This window comes from Butyrivibrio hungatei (assembly GCF_900101605.1).
Taxonomy (GTDB): Bacteria; Bacillota; Clostridia; order Lachnospirales; family Lachnospiraceae; genus Butyrivibrio; species Butyrivibrio hungatei_B.
Genome location: NZ_FMUR01000004.1, coordinates 224,904 through 240,418 on the forward strand (window position 1 = coordinate 224,904; position 15,515 = coordinate 240,418).

The following is a 15,515-nucleotide window of genomic DNA, read 5'->3' on the forward strand; positions in this document are numbered from 1 at the left end:
CGGTTCGGCTGACTCAGTAAGTCAAAAGAACCGTCCCTTTGACTCCCCTTTACTACCTTATACTTAGTGTAATTTCCGTCTCCGGTCCACTTAATATCTTTTCAAGTGTTTCTAAACTCGGCTCTTCCACTTTACCAAGTTTCGTATAAGTCCATGAATTAGCACCATAAAAAAATACAATCTGATTCCCGCTGTATAACATTACATCGCCGACCTCAGTTGTAATCTGCGTGTCATTACATGGTAGAGTTTTTCCTAACCGGCAGACTTTCTCAAATCCTCCGTAATTTGACGCTGAAATAGTCAAATCCTCATCTGTAAGCATTTCTCTCAAAGCTTTGGCTGTTTCATTGTCTTCAAGATTCACAATAAAAGAACTGTTTCCTACAGTTACACGAATCTGATTATCAGCCAGAGTGCTTTCATCCGCGTTTTTCATCTCAGTCTGCTCCTTTAGCTCATTTGTATCTGTTTGAACACCGTATTCCATCTGCACAGCATTATCATCTTCTTGAAAATCACCGGAACTATTCGCTTTACACCCTGTTAACAGCAACAAAAAGACCACCAGTATTGCAACAATTCTTTTCGACATCATTTTAATTCACCATATAGTTTATCCGAAACCGGTTCACACCACTCTGTTGAACCACCCTCACCAGGAATCTCAAAAGCAAGATGACTCATCCAGGAATCAGCAGCAGCTCCATGCCAATGTTTTACACCTGCCGGAATATTCACAACTTTACCCAGAGTAAGCTCCACTGCTTCTTTTCCCTCCTCCTGATACCAGCCTCTGCCGCCTATACATATGAGCATCTGCCCTCCACCGGATTTTGCATGATGAATATGCCAGAAGTTACGACAACCAGGCTCAAATGTCACATTAAATGCAGGCACCTGGTCTGAGGATACCTGTGCCAGATAGCTTTGTCCTGTAAAGTACTTTCCGTAAGGATTCTTTTCTCCAATTGGAAGAAATACTTCCTTCTGAAATCTTTCTTTATCATCACAGGCCGGAGCATCATCATTCCAGATTTCCTTAGCCATATTAAATACAGCCCATGCCATTGGCCAGCCGGCATAAAATGCGGCATGGGTAATAATGGCTGCGATTTCGTCTTTTGTAATTCCATTTTTCTTTGCCGTAAGTAAGTGATACTTTAAAGAACTGTCACAAAGACCTCTGCCCATAAATACAGAAATTACAATTGTACTTTTTGTTTTTAAATCCAATGTCGTGTCATTCCATACTTCACCAAACAATACATCATCATTATATCCGGCAAAGTCAGGCGCAAAACTCCCAAGTGCATCTCTTCCTGCTGTTTGAACGATTTTTTCTTTTTTCATCATCACTTGATACCTCCGTTATTCTTATTCATTTCGCTTTCTATTTTTCTAAGCATAAAATCCATGAAATCAATTTTTCTTCCGCATTCATGATATTCATCCATTATGCGACAACGCTCTTTTTTCAAAAGTCGAAGCATGTTTTCCATGCTTCCGGATTCATATTGCTTAAGGATATTTTCTGATGCATCTTCGCTACATCCTGTATCCATAAGGCACTGTTTCAGTTTTTCTTTATCCATGAGATTTCCTCACTCAATCGTACTATTTTCCTGACATCTTTATTGTACGTGCTTGTGAACACTCTTGCTAATGGCTATAATGAATATCATAATATTCCATTTTAGAATATCATATAGCAATATATATTGATATTCGGCGAATGCCGAAGAACGAGAAATACGAAGTATTTCGAGTGCACTGATCATGGAAAGGAAATTCTATGGAAATTAGAACTTTAAGATATTTTTTAGCAGTGGCAAGAGAAGAAAATATGAGTAGAGCTGCTGAACTTCTGCATGTAACTCAGCCTACCCTGTCAAAACAGCTTAAATCGCTGGAGGAGGAACTTGGAAAAAAGCTTTTTACAAGACACGCTTTTAGTATAAAACTTACCGACGAAGGAATCCTGCTTCGCAATCGCGCGGAAGACCTCGTCAGCATGGCAGATAAAATCGAGCAGGAATTTGTATCTCTGGATGATATAGGTGGCGGAGATCTCTATCTTGGTCTTGCTGAATCTTACCAGCTTCGATACCTGGCAAGGTCAATAAAAGAATTTAAGCAGCATTATCCAAACCTTCATTATCACATCACAAGCGGTGATACCGAGCAGCTCTCTGAAAAAGTCGATAAAGGCTTACTTGATTTTGTAGTACTGGTAGAACAGCCGGATATCCGCAAATATGAATATATTGAATTACCTCAAACAGATACCTGGGGACTTATCATTCCGGATACCGATCCCCTGGCAAAGAAAACAGCCATCCGTTTGGATGACCTTGTAGGCCTGCCATTATTCTGTTCTGATCAAGCATGGAATGGAGATATTAAAAACTGGGCAGGTAACAGATTTAAAGAACTTAAGTTGGAAGGTTCATTCCGCCTTTCTTACAATGGATCGATTTTTGCCATGGAGGGCTTAGGATATCTTCTCACCTATGAGCATCTTGTAAATACGTCAAAAGACAGCGGCCTTGTATTCAGACCACTGTCTCCCAGGCTCGAGAACAAAATATATATTGCATGGAACAGATATCAAGCATTTACACCTATCGCAGAAAGATTTTTAGCTCATTTAAAGGAATCTTTCCGGTAGCAAGTCTGACTCCCTTAATACCACAAAAAACCTCAGACCGCCAAAAACGACCTGAGGTTTTCTTAGATTAGGATCATTTTTCATAGAGGAACTTCTCTGGAAGCTCTACTTTGAAATCATTTGCTAAGTGTCTAAACTGATCTGGTGTGATTGTCTGAAGCTTGTTAGGTGTAATTGAAAGAACCTTTACAAGAATCTCTGCAGCCTTTTCTACAGTGTGCATAAGACCAAATGTAAGATCAAAATCTTCACCTGAAGCAAACATACCGTGATGAGCCCAAATAGCTACATCATACTGCTCCATAAGCTTAGAAGTTGCAACTGCAATATCCTTTCCGCCTGGAACCATCCAATCAACAACGCCGATACCTGAAGGGAATACTACAGGACACTCTGTAGCCATCTCCCAAAGCTCTCTTGTAAATACTTCGTCCTTAAGAGGAAGTACAAATGTAAGAGCGATTGTATTTGTAGTGTGAGCGTGGTAAACAACTCTGTACTTACCATTTGTAACACGCTTCTTTACTTCAAGATTCATAAGGTGTGAAGGAAGCTCTGATGTTGGTCTTCCACCATTTACGAAGCCCCACTGAATCTGATACTTTGTACCAGTCTCATCTACCTTGATGATACCGATTGAATCCTCTGGATCAATGATAACGTTGCGGAAATACTTTCCACTACCTGTTACCATGAAGTACTCATTTGCAAGACCTGGAACCTCAGTACCAATCTCCTTCCACTCACCATCTTCTGAAAGGAACTCCTTAACAGCTGCAACATCCTCATCCTTCATTCTATATGAGAGATTACCGCCGTTACGCTCATGCCAGCCCTGCTCCCATCCATCATTTGCCATTCTAATAAAACCTTCAACAAACTTTACTTCTGTTATCTTCATTTCTATATCTCCTTATCTTGTGATGATTTCCACTGGTACATCAAAAATCTTTGCTACCTTTTCAACTACATCGATGTGACGACCGATTGCTGCTGCAAAGTGATGTGTTGGACCAGCTTCGCTCCACTTTGTTACGAACTCAGCTGGTGAAATTGCAAATTCTGTACGCATCATTGTGTCACCATTCTGAAGAATCTTTCCTGGTACATTTACACCCTCAGCACAAACGAACTTGAAGTGACCTTCACCATCCTGAGTAATTGCAAGATATGTAATATCTCCCTCTGGTGGATAAAACTGTGTAAGATATCCACCACCTGTCTTGCCGTGGAATACATCTACAATCTTCATAGTAGGCTTCTTAGCCTGAGAGAAATCTGCGTCACCAGAACCGCTGTGTCCGATGAGAGTTACTCCATCGTTGAAATCGATTGTGTACATTTCTGAAAGCTGTCCAGAACCTGCGATTGTCTTAAGGATACTCATTGCCATGGCAACCTTGATATCGCCTTCAACAGCACAAGCTGTACCTTGCTTTATTAACATTGAGAATGCTGGGATAAGAAGACTATCAACAACTCCAGCCTGCCCCTTTGCATAACCATCATAGTGAGATGCTACAAAGCCAAGCTTTTCATCCTTAACCCACTGCTCGAAAGCAACTACGTACTTAGCCATCTCATGAAGCTTCTCTTCATCAACACCGCCAACGATTTCAAAAGTATCTAAGATATCCTCAGCCTTAGCCTTGATAACAGTCTCATCTGTAATATCATCTGCAATAGCCCAAATCTTTTCCCAGTCGAACTGCTTTGTATATACGTGCATTCTTCTGTAAAGATTTGACTCATCAATGTAGAGGTCCATCATACCAGGATATGGGCGACCAATCTGCGCAAGATTTGTCTCTCTAAATCTTCTACGACACTGTGCTGCACGGCACCACTGATCAATTTCCTTTGCAACAGCTGCATCGCCGCCTTCTACTACACCTGTGATAACAGCTGAGCGCTTTCCGTAACGATTTAAGTCAGCTACCATCTCACCAACAGCACCACATGCATATGCTTCACCAAGCCACTCTGCTGTGCCGGCTGTATCGTAATCAAGAGCCTTAAGCTTCTGAAGATTTACAAGTACAACTGGTACATCTAAATCCTTTACTGCTGGAAGCATGTTGTAAGATGTAGCATAAGTAAGAAGCTGCATGAATACTAAATCAACATCTGCGGCCCTGAACAAATCTCCTGCAGCCTGTGACTGTTCCTTTGTGGTAACTACACCACCATCAATGATTTCAACTGTGTCAGGAATTGACGCTTTGAAATCCTCAAACTGTTTATTAAACTCTGGAACTAAGCTTGGAAACTGTGGAAGATACGCTCCAAGAGCAATTGAAAAAACTCCCACCTTAGCTTTTGTATTTACTAACATCTTTCTCCTCCTTTTGGATTAAAAACCTCTATATCAAATGACTTATGTACAGTCTCGCGAGCTGCCATAAGATCTGCCAACGCACCGTCTTCTATCATCTGCACCATTGCATTTCCGATGGCTGTTGCTTCTGATGGGCCTGCAAGGACTGTAAGTCCTGTGGCATCGGCTGTAAGCTGATTTAAATATCTGTTTTTACAACCACCACCGATAATGTGAAGCACTTCATACTGCTTGCCTGTATTTGCGCTAATCTCTTTTATTGTATTTCCGTAGCAAGCTGCCAAACTCTTGTAAATAACAGCTGCCATCTCTCCTGAAGTGCTAGGAACTTGCTGTCTTGACTCAGCACAGGCTTTTTTTATCTCCTCTGTCATATTCTTAGGAGAAAGGAATCTCTCATCATTAGCATTAACTAGCGATGGGAAGCTGTTTGCTCTTGCTGCCAACTCTGCATATTCCGCAAAACTAAGAGCATCATTTGCCTCATGGCGAACCTGCTGAATCATCCAAAGACCCATGATATTTTTCAAATATCTGTATCTATAATCGTAACCACCCTCATTTGTGAAGTTACTCTTTCTGTCGCAATCGCGAGTAAGAGCTTCTGTATTTTCCACACCCATAAGTGACCAGGTGCCAGAGCTGATGTAAAGCCCCTCGTTGCCTAAATGAGGCATTGCCATTACAGCAGAAGCTGTATCATGGCTTGCACACTGAAGCACCTTTAAATCAAAGCCTACTTCCTCTTTGATTTCATCTCTTAGATTACCCACTTCATTACCAGGAAGCTTAAGCTCTAAGAAGATTTCTCTAGGAAGACCAAGCATTTCTATTAACTGATAATCCCACTGCTTGGTATGAGGATTAACAAGACCTGTTGTTGTCGCGTTGGTATACTCTGATGCTCTAACACCTGTAAGAAGGAAATTTAGATAATCCGGAATCATAAGCAAAGTCTTTGCTTCTTTTAACACCTCTGGTCTTTGAAGCTTATCTGCTGTCAATTGATATATTGTGTTGAAAATTGCTTTTTGAATTCCAACTCGATTATACAATTCTTCTTCAGAGATGATTTTATAAACTTCCTCATCCATTCCATCAGTTCTGTGATCACGATAACCGTATGTATCACCTAAAACCTGTCCAACTTCGTCTAAGAGCACATAATCAACGCCCCAAGTATCAATGGACATAGAACATGGAATCTTACCAAGTCTTTTGCATTCCTTCATGCCATTTTTGATTTCGTTAAAAAGCTTTTTTGTGTCCCAAAGAAGCTTTCCCCCTACATTTGTCATGGCATTTTCGAAACGGTAGATTTCATCCATCTGCATCTTACCGTCTTCAATTGTAAATAGCATATGACGGCCACTTGAGGCCCCAATGTCTACTGCCAAATAATAGTTACTCATAGTTTCACCTCGTTTATGATATGAGTATATATCCTGATAAGCTCACTTTTAAGGTCGTAAAATAATCAAAAATAGGACTTTATTTGCAGCTAGATTCATTCTATAATTTACCTATGGAAAAGCGTTTATTACAGCAGCTATCACAGCTGACAGAGGAAGAACAAGAAATTTTAAAGGGCGGTGTCATTGACAAAAATAGGTACTCCAGCGGCAACAGTTTTGTCATCGACAGTGAGAAGCTATTAAAAAAAGGACGTCTCATAGAGATACGTCCTCATACTCGTTTTGTGCACTTTCCAAAACACACCCATAACTATGTTGAATTCGTTTATATGGTCTCAGGGGAAACTCATCATATTTTAAATGGAACTGATGAAATCACACTTAAAGCCGGTGAACTTTTATTCTTGAACCAAAATGCCACTCAGGAAATTCTTCCAGCATCAGAGGGTGATGTTGCAATTAACTTTATCTTGCTTCCTGAGTTTTTTGATGAAGCACTACAAATGATTCCAGAAGGAGACTTACTTAGAGACTTTTTAATTTCCACACTATCTCCAGAGTCATCCTTCCTAACCTATCTGCACTTCCCTGCTGCAGATATTCTTCCTGTGCAAAATCTTATGGAAAATATGATTTTCACTATGCTAAATCAGGATTCAGAAACAATTATCAATAATATAAATAAGACCACAATGGGTCTACTATTACAGACCCTTTCAGTATATGTTTCTTTGGTTAACCAAGGCACACCATCTCAGTATGAACAAAACCTTTTACTTACTGTTTTGAAGTATATTGATGCTCACTATAAGCATGGCACCCTTGAAGCAATTGCTGAACAAACAAAGCAGCCTACCTATTACATAAGTAGACTGCTTAAAAAGCACACTGGTAAAAATTTTAAAGAGCAATTGATGACACGTCGTCTTCAACAGGCGGCCTATCTTCTCAGCCACACCACTCTTACCATTGAAGATATTTATACCTACATTGGGTACGATAACAGTAGTTACTTCTACCGCAAATTCAAGGAAGCCTATGGCATGTCTCCTAGAGATTATAGATTAGCCAACTAAGGTATCAAAAGAGACAAAGGGACGGTTCTTTTGTCTCCTCTAAAAACACCCGCAAAGCAGATATACTCTGCAATGCGGGTGTTCTGAGTCTTATTTATTCAGTTCTTAAGAAGTCAAAAGAACCGTCCCTCTGACTCCCTATTACTTGTTAGCGATAGCTGCCTGTGCTGCTGCAAGTCTTGCAACAGGTACACGGAAAGGTGAACATGAAACATAGTCAAGTCCAATCTTATGGCAGAACTCAACTGATGAAGGATCACCACCGTGCTCACCACAGATACCAACGTGGAGATTAGGATTAACGGGCTTACCAAGCTTAAGTGACATTTCCATAAGCTTACCAACACCTGTCTGGTCAAGCTTAGCGAAAGGATCGTTCTCGAAGATCTTAGCATCATAGTAAGCATCAAGGAACTTACCTGCATCATCACGAGAGAATCCGAATGTCATCTGTGTAAGGTCGTTTGTACCGAAGCAGAAGAAGTCAGCTTCCTTAGCGATCTCATCAGCTGTAAGAGCAGCTCTGGGGATCTCGATCATTGTACCAACTTCATACTCAAGCTTAGCGCCTGCAGCAGCGATCTCAGCGTCAGCTGTCTCAACTACTACCTTCTTAACGTTCTTAAGCTCTTTAACTTCACAAACAAGAGGAATCATGATCTCAGGCTTTACATTCCAGTCAGCGTGTGCCTTCTGAACTTCAAGAGCAGCACGGATAACAGCCTTAGTCTGCATCTTAGCAATTTCAGGATATGTAACTGCAAGACGGCATCCTCTGTGTCCCATCATAGGGTTGAACTCGTGAAGAGAATTGATGATAGCCTTGATATCTTCTACACTCTTGCCCTTAGCATCTGCAAGCTTCTTGATCTCGTCCTCTGTTGTAGGAACGAACTCGTGAAGCGGGGGATCAAGGAATCTGATTGTAACAGGATTTCCTTCAAGTGCCTCGTAAAGAGCCTTGAAGTCATTCTGCTGATAAGGAAGAATCTTATCAAGTGCAGCTTCTCTCTCTTCAACTGTATCTGAGCAGATCATCTCACGGAATGCAGCAATTCTGTCTTCCTCGAAGAACATGTGCTCTGTACGGCAAAGACCGATACCTTCAGCACCGAGCTCTCTAGCCTTCTTAGCATCAGCAGGAGTATCAGCGTTTGTACGAACCTTAAGCTTTCTGAACTGATCAGCCCAAGCCATGATACGTCCAAACTCGCCTGCGATCTGAGCGTCTACAGTAGCGATCTGTCCTTCATAGATGTTACCTGTTGTACCATCAATTGAAATGAAGTCTCCCTCTGTGAATGTCTTTCCACCAAGTGTGAACTTCTTGTTTTCTTCGTCCATGTTGATGTCACCACAACCTGATACGCAGCACTCACCCATTCCACGAGCAACTACGGCAGCGTGTGATGTCATACCACCACGTACTGTAAGGATACCCTGAGCAGCCTTCATACCTGTGATATCTTCAGGAGATGTCTCAAGACGAACAAGAACAACCTTCTCGCCTCTTGCAGCCCATTCTACTGCGTCATCAGCTGTGAATACAACCTTACCGCAAGCAGCTCCGGGTGATGCACCAAGACCCTTTCCGATAGGTGTTGCAGCCTTAAGTGCAGCAGCATCGAACTGAGGGTGAAGAAGTGTATCAAGGTTACGAGGATCGATCATAGCAACTGCCTCTTCGGGAGTCTTGTGTCCCTCATCAACGAGGTCGCAAGCAATCTTAAGAGCAGCAGGAGCTGTTCTCTTACCGTTACGGCACTGAAGCATATAGAGCTTCTTGTTCTCAACAGTGAACTCCATATCCTGCATGTCATGGTAGTGGTTCTCAAGAGTATCGCATACTTTGATGAACTCAGCATATGCCTCAGGGAACTCCTTCTCCATCTGAGCGATAGGCATAGGTGTACGAACACCTGCAACTACGTCCTCACCCTGTGCGTTGATAAGGAACTCACCCATAAGTTTATTTTCACCGGTAGCAGGGTCACGGGTAAATGCAACACCTGTACCTGACTCATTGTTAAGGTTACCGAATACCATGGGCATTACGTTAACGGCTGTTCCCCATGAGTAAGGGATGTCGTTATCACGACGATATACGTTTGCACGAGGGTTATCCCATGAGCGGAATACAGCCTCGATAGCAAGCTTAAGCTGCTCTACAGGATCTGAAGGGAAGTCCTTGCCAAGCTGTTTCTTATACTCAGCCTTGAACTGCTCTGCAAGCTCCTTAAGGTCAGCTGCTGTAAGGTCAACGTCAAATTTAACACCCTTCTTCTCTTTCATCTGGTCGATAAGCTGCTCGAAATACTTCTTACCAACCTCCATAACTACGTCAGAGAACATCTGGATGAAACGACGATATGAATCATATACGAAACGCTCGAATGCAGGATCGGGATTTCCCTTGATCATTGCTGCAACTACTTCATCGTTAAGACCGAGGTTGAGGATTGTATCCATCATACCGGGCATAGAAGCACGAGCTCCTGAACGAACTGAAACAAGAAGAGGATTCTGAAGGTCTCCGAATTTCTTTCCGTTGATCTCTTCCATCTTCTTAACTCCGTCCATAGCCTGAGCCATGATCTCGTCGTTAATCTTACGGCCATCCTCATAATACTGTGTACATGCTTCTGTTGTGATTGTGAATCCCTGAGGTACAGGAAGACCAATACTTGTCATCTCAGCAAGGTTAGCACCCTTACCACCGAGAAGGTTACGCATTGTCATGTTACCTTCGTTGAACATATAAACCCACTTGTTCGCCATTTTTGTCTTACCTTTCTTACCGGTCACTCTATAAAACCGGCACCTTTCATGTATTTCTTTTTTATAACTACCGCGGAATACACTACCGTGAAATAAAACGCGGATAATTACCCTAAATAAAACCTCTGAAAAATATATTTTCATATGATCTTCATTGCCATATTAAAAAGATCACACTTTAGGCCCCCTTGCGGGGATAAAACTGTCAAATATGAAAATGTCAAAATTCTGCTCAGCTCTTACAAGTTCCTCTTCATTCTTGATCGTCCATGCAGCGGTGACATTCTTATACAGGTGTCTGCACAGCCATAATGACAGGTTACCTGCGTATTTGTGATTATATGCTATAAAATCCGGTCTGGTTAAAAAATTAAACATCAGATTTGTAAGCGTGAAATAAAGAAAACTGTTAAATTCCGAAGGAGATTCCTTATGGAATTCATCGGATAACTGTCCTCTCATAATATCAGGCCTATGTTTCCTGTACCATAAAAGTCCAAGCGGATTAAAAGATTCAATGCAATAAACTCCCTTATATGATTCAAGAAGCTTATTCACCTTCCGACAGACTCCACAGTCCTTAAATTCAATTTTAAGCTCCACAATAAGCGGAACCTTGCCATCTACAAGCGCCAAAAAATCTTCAAATGTGGGGATTTTCTCAACAGAATCAAGAATATGAAATCTCTGAAGCTCTTCATATGTATAGTCGACTACCTTCCCCTTAACTCCGAATGTCCCGTCGCTGTTTCTCACTGCATCGGAAGGAACCTCTCCCTTCTCGTATCTCGCCACTCTTGCAAGTGTAAAATCGTGAAAAATAACAGGAATACCATCCTTGGTAAGTTGGACATCACATTCAATTCCATATCCCGCATCCACTGCTTTCTTAAAAGCCGCCATAGTGTTCTCAGGTGCCATAGATGTATTGTCATGAAGTCCGCGGTGCGCATAACGCACACCCACATGAGGTAATCTGTCAGGTTTATGTACTACCCTCGGCATGATCATAAGTAAATAAAGAACGACCATTATAGGTGCTAATATGCACAAAACCTTAATAAAAAGCATTAATCCACTTCCTACTGATAATTTTTTAACACGTCTGCTACATATTTTACTTCCTAATTGTTTAATTCGCAACAATTAAATGAATTAATCAACATTAATTTTATTTATTTTTTAATCTCTATGCAGATTAATCATCCTAACAGCATGCTCCGCCTATAAATTTTTCATATAAAACTCAGTCATTCCAAAAAATTCTCTTACAACATAGTGAATTCCGACCGGGAAAAGAGTCCTTGCAGGAACGGATGATACATTCTCATACCCTTCCCTTTTTGCAATTGACAACGCCCTTAGTTCATGAAATCCATTTGTAACTATCCCCACGGAAGCCGTAGGATCCTTGATATATTCAAGACTGTATCGCAGATTTTCTTCTGTATCCGTGGATTTTTCTTCAAGAATTATCCTGTTTTCATCAATGCCGTATACATCAACAAGCTTTCTCCTTGCGCACTCGGCTTCGCTTATCTCTTCAAACTTTCCTTGCCCGCCGGATGCAACAACCATCGTTCGCTCATTCTCACCAAGATACTCTGCGGCTCTTTCTATCCTTGCCCTGTACGGATTACTTGGTTCCGTCCTATGAAGTCCTGCTCCGAGCACAATGATATAGTCAAGATTTTCCTTTGGTTTTGCCCGCATCGCCCCGATTATCTTAACTTCGGTTATAACAAAAAATATCAAAAAAGCCGCAAACAAAGCCCTGTATATCACCACGACAGCCCCGGGAATCTTTCTCTTTTCCCTACCGTCTATCCTGCGTTTAAGCATCTTAACCCGTACAAAAGAAAATGCTGCAATAAGAAGCCACAGCCAAACCCAGGAAAGCATGAATCCACCGCCGTATGCAAGGCAGGTAAAAAAATACAGTACAGACCAAACACCGAGCACAAAGTAGATATACAAAATTGCCTTTAATAAAGACGGCTTTCCCATCCCTGCGTATCTGCTTGTTTTGCCTTTATATTCCACATATTCTTTTCCAAAAAATCCCTCAAGGAATTTCTCTTCTTCCAAAATCTGAAGATGCAGCATTATCATCGCAAACAATGTGATCACAAGAAGAATCGGATTAAAAAACATCAGCAGTATTCCGATATAGACTAGATCAAAACCAAGAAATGCGGGATTTCTCGAATAATTATATATTCCCGCAGTTACAAGCTCTCTTTTTTCCTTATCACCCGCCGCAACTCCGGCCCTCCAACTGTCTCTCATTGTAAAGACCGCAGAAAAGAACACGATGTCACCGATAAACGCAAAATACATTCCTATAACCCTATACATAATAGGAAGAAGCGCCGTACCGGCTATAACAGACAAGACCTCCGTCAAAGGTACAAGTATGGTTGCGATCTTCATCGTAAGTTCAATATAAAAAGCTCTGTCTCTGTTTTTACCCTTGGCAATCTGATCGGTAACTATGCCTTTTCTTGCCTGCAAAAACATCTTTGTAAAATATATTCCGTAAAAAACAATCAGAAAAGCCAATGCAATAATTCGATATGTCATGCTGTCTTTATAAAACCTCTTTATTCATCAACATCAAAATTTTCCAGTATATTACCCTTCATATCAGGTCTTGTGTCTCCGTGCCTTACCATTAGCATTGTCAAAAAAGCCAGCGCAGAGAATATAAACGCATACGGAAACAATGTTTTGTAAGAAATGTGCTCAAGAAGATATCCGGAAAATACAGGCGTAAATACCTGTGCCGCCATGGAAAATGTGTAATACGTTCCCGTGTACTTTCCTATCTCTCCCGCTTTGCACATCTCAACAACCATCGGATAAGAATTTACATTAATGGCAGCCCAGCCTATTCCGACCAGTGCAAAAAAGATATTGATCGAACCGGAAAAATGCTGATACATACCTGTAATGACAAAGCTTGCCGCCATAAGAGTAATTCCGCAAAGGATAGTCTTTTTTCTGCCTATCTTTCCCGACACATAAGCTATCGGAAGATAACTCAAAGTGGCTGCGATCGTTGCAACAAGAAGGCATGTGGCATAATCGTTGTTATGAAGATTCCACACAACACCGACAAAGCGCGAAAACGCAGTAGTCACCGCATTATAAGCCGTATACCAGAAAAATACCGAAACAAGAAGAAAGATCAGGCTCATTTTAACTTCAGAAGGCATCTTGCTCTTTGTTTCTTCCCGCACAGCATCTTCCGCATCTTCCGAAGTTTTTTCCTCAAACTTCTCTCCGAGAGACTTAAGCCCTCCCTCCGCTTCGATCTCTTTTCTTATCTTCTTTTCATTTATGGTAAAAAACAGTATTCCAACGCTAAGTACCATGCAGATAATAATACTTATGACAAAAGGCATATAATCAGTACCCGCGGGATCCTCAGCTTCTTTTAACAAAACCTTGGTCATAACAAGGACGAAAATACCGCCGACTGTTCCCATGAGATTTATTATTGCGTTTCCCGCACTTCTAAGCGGCGCGGGAGTAAGATCCGGCATAAGCGAAACAGCCGGTGATCTGTATATTCCCATCGCAAATAAAATAAACAGAAGTCCAAACATAAATAAGAGAAGGTTTCCGCTCTTTCTCGCAACAGCTATAAGAGCATACAAAAGGACTACCGACAATGCCGTTCCCACAAGAATATACGGCATTCTTTTTCCTATCTTGCTGTCTGTGTGATCCGACAGATTTCCAAAAAGCGGTAAAAGAAAAAGTGCAAATACATTATCAAGTGCCATTACAATGCCGGTCGCGGTTTCACCAAGTCCAAAACTGTATTTCAATATCTTGGGAATCTCATTATCATAAAACTGCCAGAATGCGCAGATTGAAAGAAAGGCAAAGCCGATAAATACCGTTCTCTTATAGTTTAGTTTCATAGTGTATCTCCATATCCCCATTTTTTGTACATTATATTATATATGAAGAACTATCATATAGAAAGACCGCCATCCTGTAGGAAAGAATTTTCCTCATTTAGAAAGCATTTCACTGTGATACAAAAACAGAGGACTGCCTAAATGCGACAGCCCCCTGCTAAAAAAGCCGCTTATGCTACCTTTTCTTCCATCGCCTCTGCAAAGAACCTCAACAAGCTTCGGGATGATCAAAGTATGTGGGAGAATAAAAGGTGAAATTGTCCATTTTTTCCATTCTTTTCCTTATAAATTTCATATAAAATTGTCTTATTATTTCAGATATTAATAACGGAGGTATGAATATGGATCCAAGTCAGTATGAGACTTTTCCTTTTCAGGCTACCCACGCATTTAATCTTGCATCCGGATCGGAAGACAGATCGTTTCCGTCACACTGGCACTCTTTTGGCGAAATCATCCTTGTCGGTCCCGGTGAAAAGAATGTCTATAAGATCGGTCAAAAAATATATAATCTTGTCGAAGGTGATATTGTACTTATATGGCCCATGGAAATGCATGAGATCGTTGATGCCGACAGGACCCGCTCTGTAATCCTGCAGTTCAGTAATACGATAGCAGATGCCGTGTTCGACTTTAAGCGTATAATACACTACTATCACAATCTTCACGTGATCTGCATAAATACACACAGGGAACTCGCTTTAAAACTTGGTGAGATTGCCGGCAAAATGCGTGACACTTTCATTTCAAACAACAATAATAAAGAAATCCTGTGTACCATGCTCTTATTTGAATTTATGCTGATACTCGACGCCCATAAACAGGAGCTTAGCGGCGAACTTACCGACAGCTACTCATCTCCCGTCACCGACGAGCTATATTTCAAAATGGTAAAAGTCACAGACTATATAAAAAATAATCTCACGGATGACAATCTTACACAATCCGAAATGGCAAAAAGAGCCGGAATAAGCAAAGATTATTTTTCACGAATTTTTAAGGAGATAACCGGACTTAATTACAATAAGTGGCTAAATCTTATCAGAGTCGAGAAAGCCGCAGAACTAATGTCCAATGACGGCATGTCGCTGACAGAAATTGCAATGCTGTCAGGCTTTCAAAGTATATCCTCGTTTAACAGGGTTTTTAAGGAGCAAAAGAATATGTCGCCAAGTGAATATCGTGCAAGCTTCTCTGCTTAATCCGGCTTATAACTGAAAATATAATTCATAGGCCTGTATTTCACTTCTCATATTTTGATGTGCGGGCTTCCCATTTTTTGTCCTTATTGCATTTTACGGGAGT

At 41.1% G+C, this 15,515-nt stretch carries 13 protein-coding genes; 3 read left to right on the forward strand and 10 right to left on the reverse strand.

All coding sequences use genetic code 11. From position 1 onward, the window contains the following. Positions 1 to 52 precede the first annotated feature (52 nt). The 3 genes from BLP87_RS02835 to BLP87_RS02845 are packed head-to-tail and all read right to left on the reverse strand — an operon-like array spanning position 53 to position 1,595. Positions 53 to 595: a cyclophilin-like fold protein gene (locus BLP87_RS02835; RefSeq protein ID WP_143002069.1), complete on the reverse strand. Its 543-nt coding sequence runs from the start codon at positions 593 to 595 to the stop codon at positions 53 to 55. Next, a complete protein-coding gene (locus BLP87_RS02840; RefSeq protein WP_242871799.1) occupies positions 595 to 1,356 on the reverse strand; it encodes a carboxymuconolactone decarboxylase family protein in 762 nt (253 codons plus the stop codon). Before BLP87_RS02840 ends, BLP87_RS02835 begins: the two co-directional genes overlap by 1 nt. After that, the gene (locus tag BLP87_RS02845; protein WP_074461347.1) at positions 1,356 to 1,595 is read right to left on the reverse strand and encodes a hypothetical protein; all 240 of its coding nucleotides are present in this window, start codon (positions 1,593 to 1,595) and stop codon (positions 1,356 to 1,358) included. Before BLP87_RS02845 ends, BLP87_RS02840 begins: the two co-directional genes overlap by 1 nt. A 200-nt stretch (positions 1,596 to 1,795) precedes the next feature. Between BLP87_RS02845 and BLP87_RS02850 the strand changes: the two genes are divergently transcribed. Beyond that, positions 1,796 to 2,671: a LysR family transcriptional regulator gene (locus tag BLP87_RS02850; RefSeq protein ID WP_074461348.1), complete on the forward strand. Its 876-nt coding sequence runs from the start codon at positions 1,796 to 1,798 to the stop codon at positions 2,669 to 2,671. A gap of 73 nt (positions 2,672 to 2,744) precedes the next feature. Here the strand turns inward: BLP87_RS02850 and rhaD are convergent, their stop codons facing one another. From rhaD to rhaB, 3 genes are read right to left on the reverse strand one after another with little or no spacing between them, the layout of a single operon-like run. Then, positions 2,745 to 3,572 (reverse strand): rhamnulose-1-phosphate aldolase, encoded by an 828-nt coding sequence (rhaD, locus tag BLP87_RS02855; protein ID WP_028246698.1) that lies wholly within the window; start codon positions 3,570 to 3,572, stop codon positions 2,745 to 2,747. Positions 3,573 to 3,584: 12 nt separating this feature from the next. Further along, positions 3,585 to 5,006 (reverse strand): arabinose isomerase, encoded by a 1,422-nt coding sequence (locus tag BLP87_RS02860; RefSeq protein WP_074461349.1) that lies wholly within the window; start codon positions 5,004 to 5,006, stop codon positions 3,585 to 3,587. Further along, entirely contained in the window at positions 5,000 to 6,421 is a 1,422-nt protein-coding gene (gene rhaB, locus BLP87_RS02865; RefSeq protein ID WP_074461350.1) for a rhamnulokinase, read from the reverse strand. Before rhaB ends, BLP87_RS02860 begins: the two co-directional genes overlap by 7 nt. A gap of 113 nt (positions 6,422 to 6,534) precedes the next feature. On the opposite strand from rhaB, the gene BLP87_RS02870 reads away from it, so the two are divergent. Beyond that, complete coding sequence (locus tag BLP87_RS02870) at positions 6,535 to 7,500, forward strand: AraC family transcriptional regulator (protein ID WP_074461507.1); 966 nt, start codon at positions 6,535 to 6,537, stop codon at positions 7,498 to 7,500. Positions 7,501 to 7,641: 141 nt separating this feature from the next. Here the strand turns inward: BLP87_RS02870 and ppdK are convergent, their stop codons facing one another. The 4 genes from ppdK to BLP87_RS02890 form a co-directional block, all read right to left on the reverse strand. Continuing rightward, positions 7,642 to 10,278: a pyruvate, phosphate dikinase gene (gene ppdK / locus BLP87_RS02875; RefSeq protein WP_074461351.1), complete on the reverse strand. Its 2,637-nt coding sequence runs from the start codon at positions 10,276 to 10,278 to the stop codon at positions 7,642 to 7,644. Between the two features lie 171 nt (positions 10,279 to 10,449). Then, positions 10,450 to 11,349 carry a glycerophosphodiester phosphodiesterase family protein gene (locus BLP87_RS02880; RefSeq protein ID WP_074461352.1) on the reverse strand — a complete coding sequence of 300 codons (900 nt, stop codon included), beginning with the start codon at positions 11,347 to 11,349 and terminating at the stop codon, positions 10,450 to 10,452. Between the two features lie 153 nt (positions 11,350 to 11,502). Beyond that, on the reverse strand, positions 11,503 to 12,861 hold the full coding sequence (locus BLP87_RS16460; RefSeq protein ID WP_074461353.1) for an ElyC/SanA/YdcF family protein: 1,359 nt from the start codon (positions 12,859 to 12,861) through the stop codon (positions 11,503 to 11,505). A gap of 20 nt (positions 12,862 to 12,881) precedes the next feature. After that, positions 12,882 to 14,210, reverse strand: a complete 1,329-nt coding sequence (locus BLP87_RS02890; RefSeq protein ID WP_074461354.1) for an MFS transporter — start codon at positions 14,208 to 14,210, stop codon at positions 12,882 to 12,884. 341 nt (positions 14,211 to 14,551) lie between these two features. On the opposite strand from BLP87_RS02890, the gene BLP87_RS02895 reads away from it, so the two are divergent. Beyond that, positions 14,552 to 15,412 (forward strand): AraC family transcriptional regulator, encoded by an 861-nt coding sequence (locus tag BLP87_RS02895; RefSeq protein WP_074461355.1) that lies wholly within the window; start codon positions 14,552 to 14,554, stop codon positions 15,410 to 15,412. The last annotated feature ends 103 nt before the right edge of the window (positions 15,413 to 15,515 follow it).

Coding starts and splice junctions, on each gene's coding strand:
- rhaD (WP_028246698.1), bottom strand. CDS start 3,572: ATGAAGATAACAGAAGTAAAGTTTGTTGAAGGTTTTATTAGAATGGCA.
- BLP87_RS16460 (WP_074461353.1), bottom strand. CDS start 12,861: ATGACATATCGAATTATTGCATTGGCTTTTCTGATTGTTTTTTACGGA.
- BLP87_RS02870 (WP_074461507.1), top strand. CDS start 6,535: ATGGAAAAGCGTTTATTACAGCAGCTATCACAGCTGACAGAGGAAGAA.
- BLP87_RS02835 (WP_143002069.1), bottom strand. CDS start 595: ATGTCGAAAAGAATTGTTGCAATACTGGTGGTCTTTTTGTTGCTGTTA.
- BLP87_RS02860 (WP_074461349.1), bottom strand. CDS start 5,006: ATGTTAGTAAATACAAAAGCTAAGGTGGGAGTTTTTTCAATTGCTCTT.
- BLP87_RS02850 (WP_074461348.1), top strand. CDS start 1,796: ATGGAAATTAGAACTTTAAGATATTTTTTAGCAGTGGCAAGAGAAGAA.
- BLP87_RS02895 (WP_074461355.1), top strand. CDS start 14,552: ATGGATCCAAGTCAGTATGAGACTTTTCCTTTTCAGGCTACCCACGCA.
- rhaB (WP_074461350.1), bottom strand. CDS start 6,421: ATGAGTAACTATTATTTGGCAGTAGACATTGGGGCCTCAAGTGGCCGT.
- BLP87_RS02845 (WP_074461347.1), bottom strand. CDS start 1,595: ATGGATAAAGAAAAACTGAAACAGTGCCTTATGGATACAGGATGTAGC.
- BLP87_RS02890 (WP_074461354.1), bottom strand. CDS start 14,210: ATGAAACTAAACTATAAGAGAACGGTATTTATCGGCTTTGCCTTTCTT.
- BLP87_RS02840 (WP_242871799.1), bottom strand. CDS start 1,356: ATGATGAAAAAAGAAAAAATCGTTCAAACAGCAGGAAGAGATGCACTT.
- ppdK (WP_074461351.1), bottom strand. CDS start 10,278: ATGGCGAACAAGTGGGTTTATATGTTCAACGAAGGTAACATGACAATG.
- BLP87_RS02880 (WP_074461352.1), bottom strand. CDS start 11,349: ATGCTTTTTATTAAGGTTTTGTGCATATTAGCACCTATAATGGTCGTT.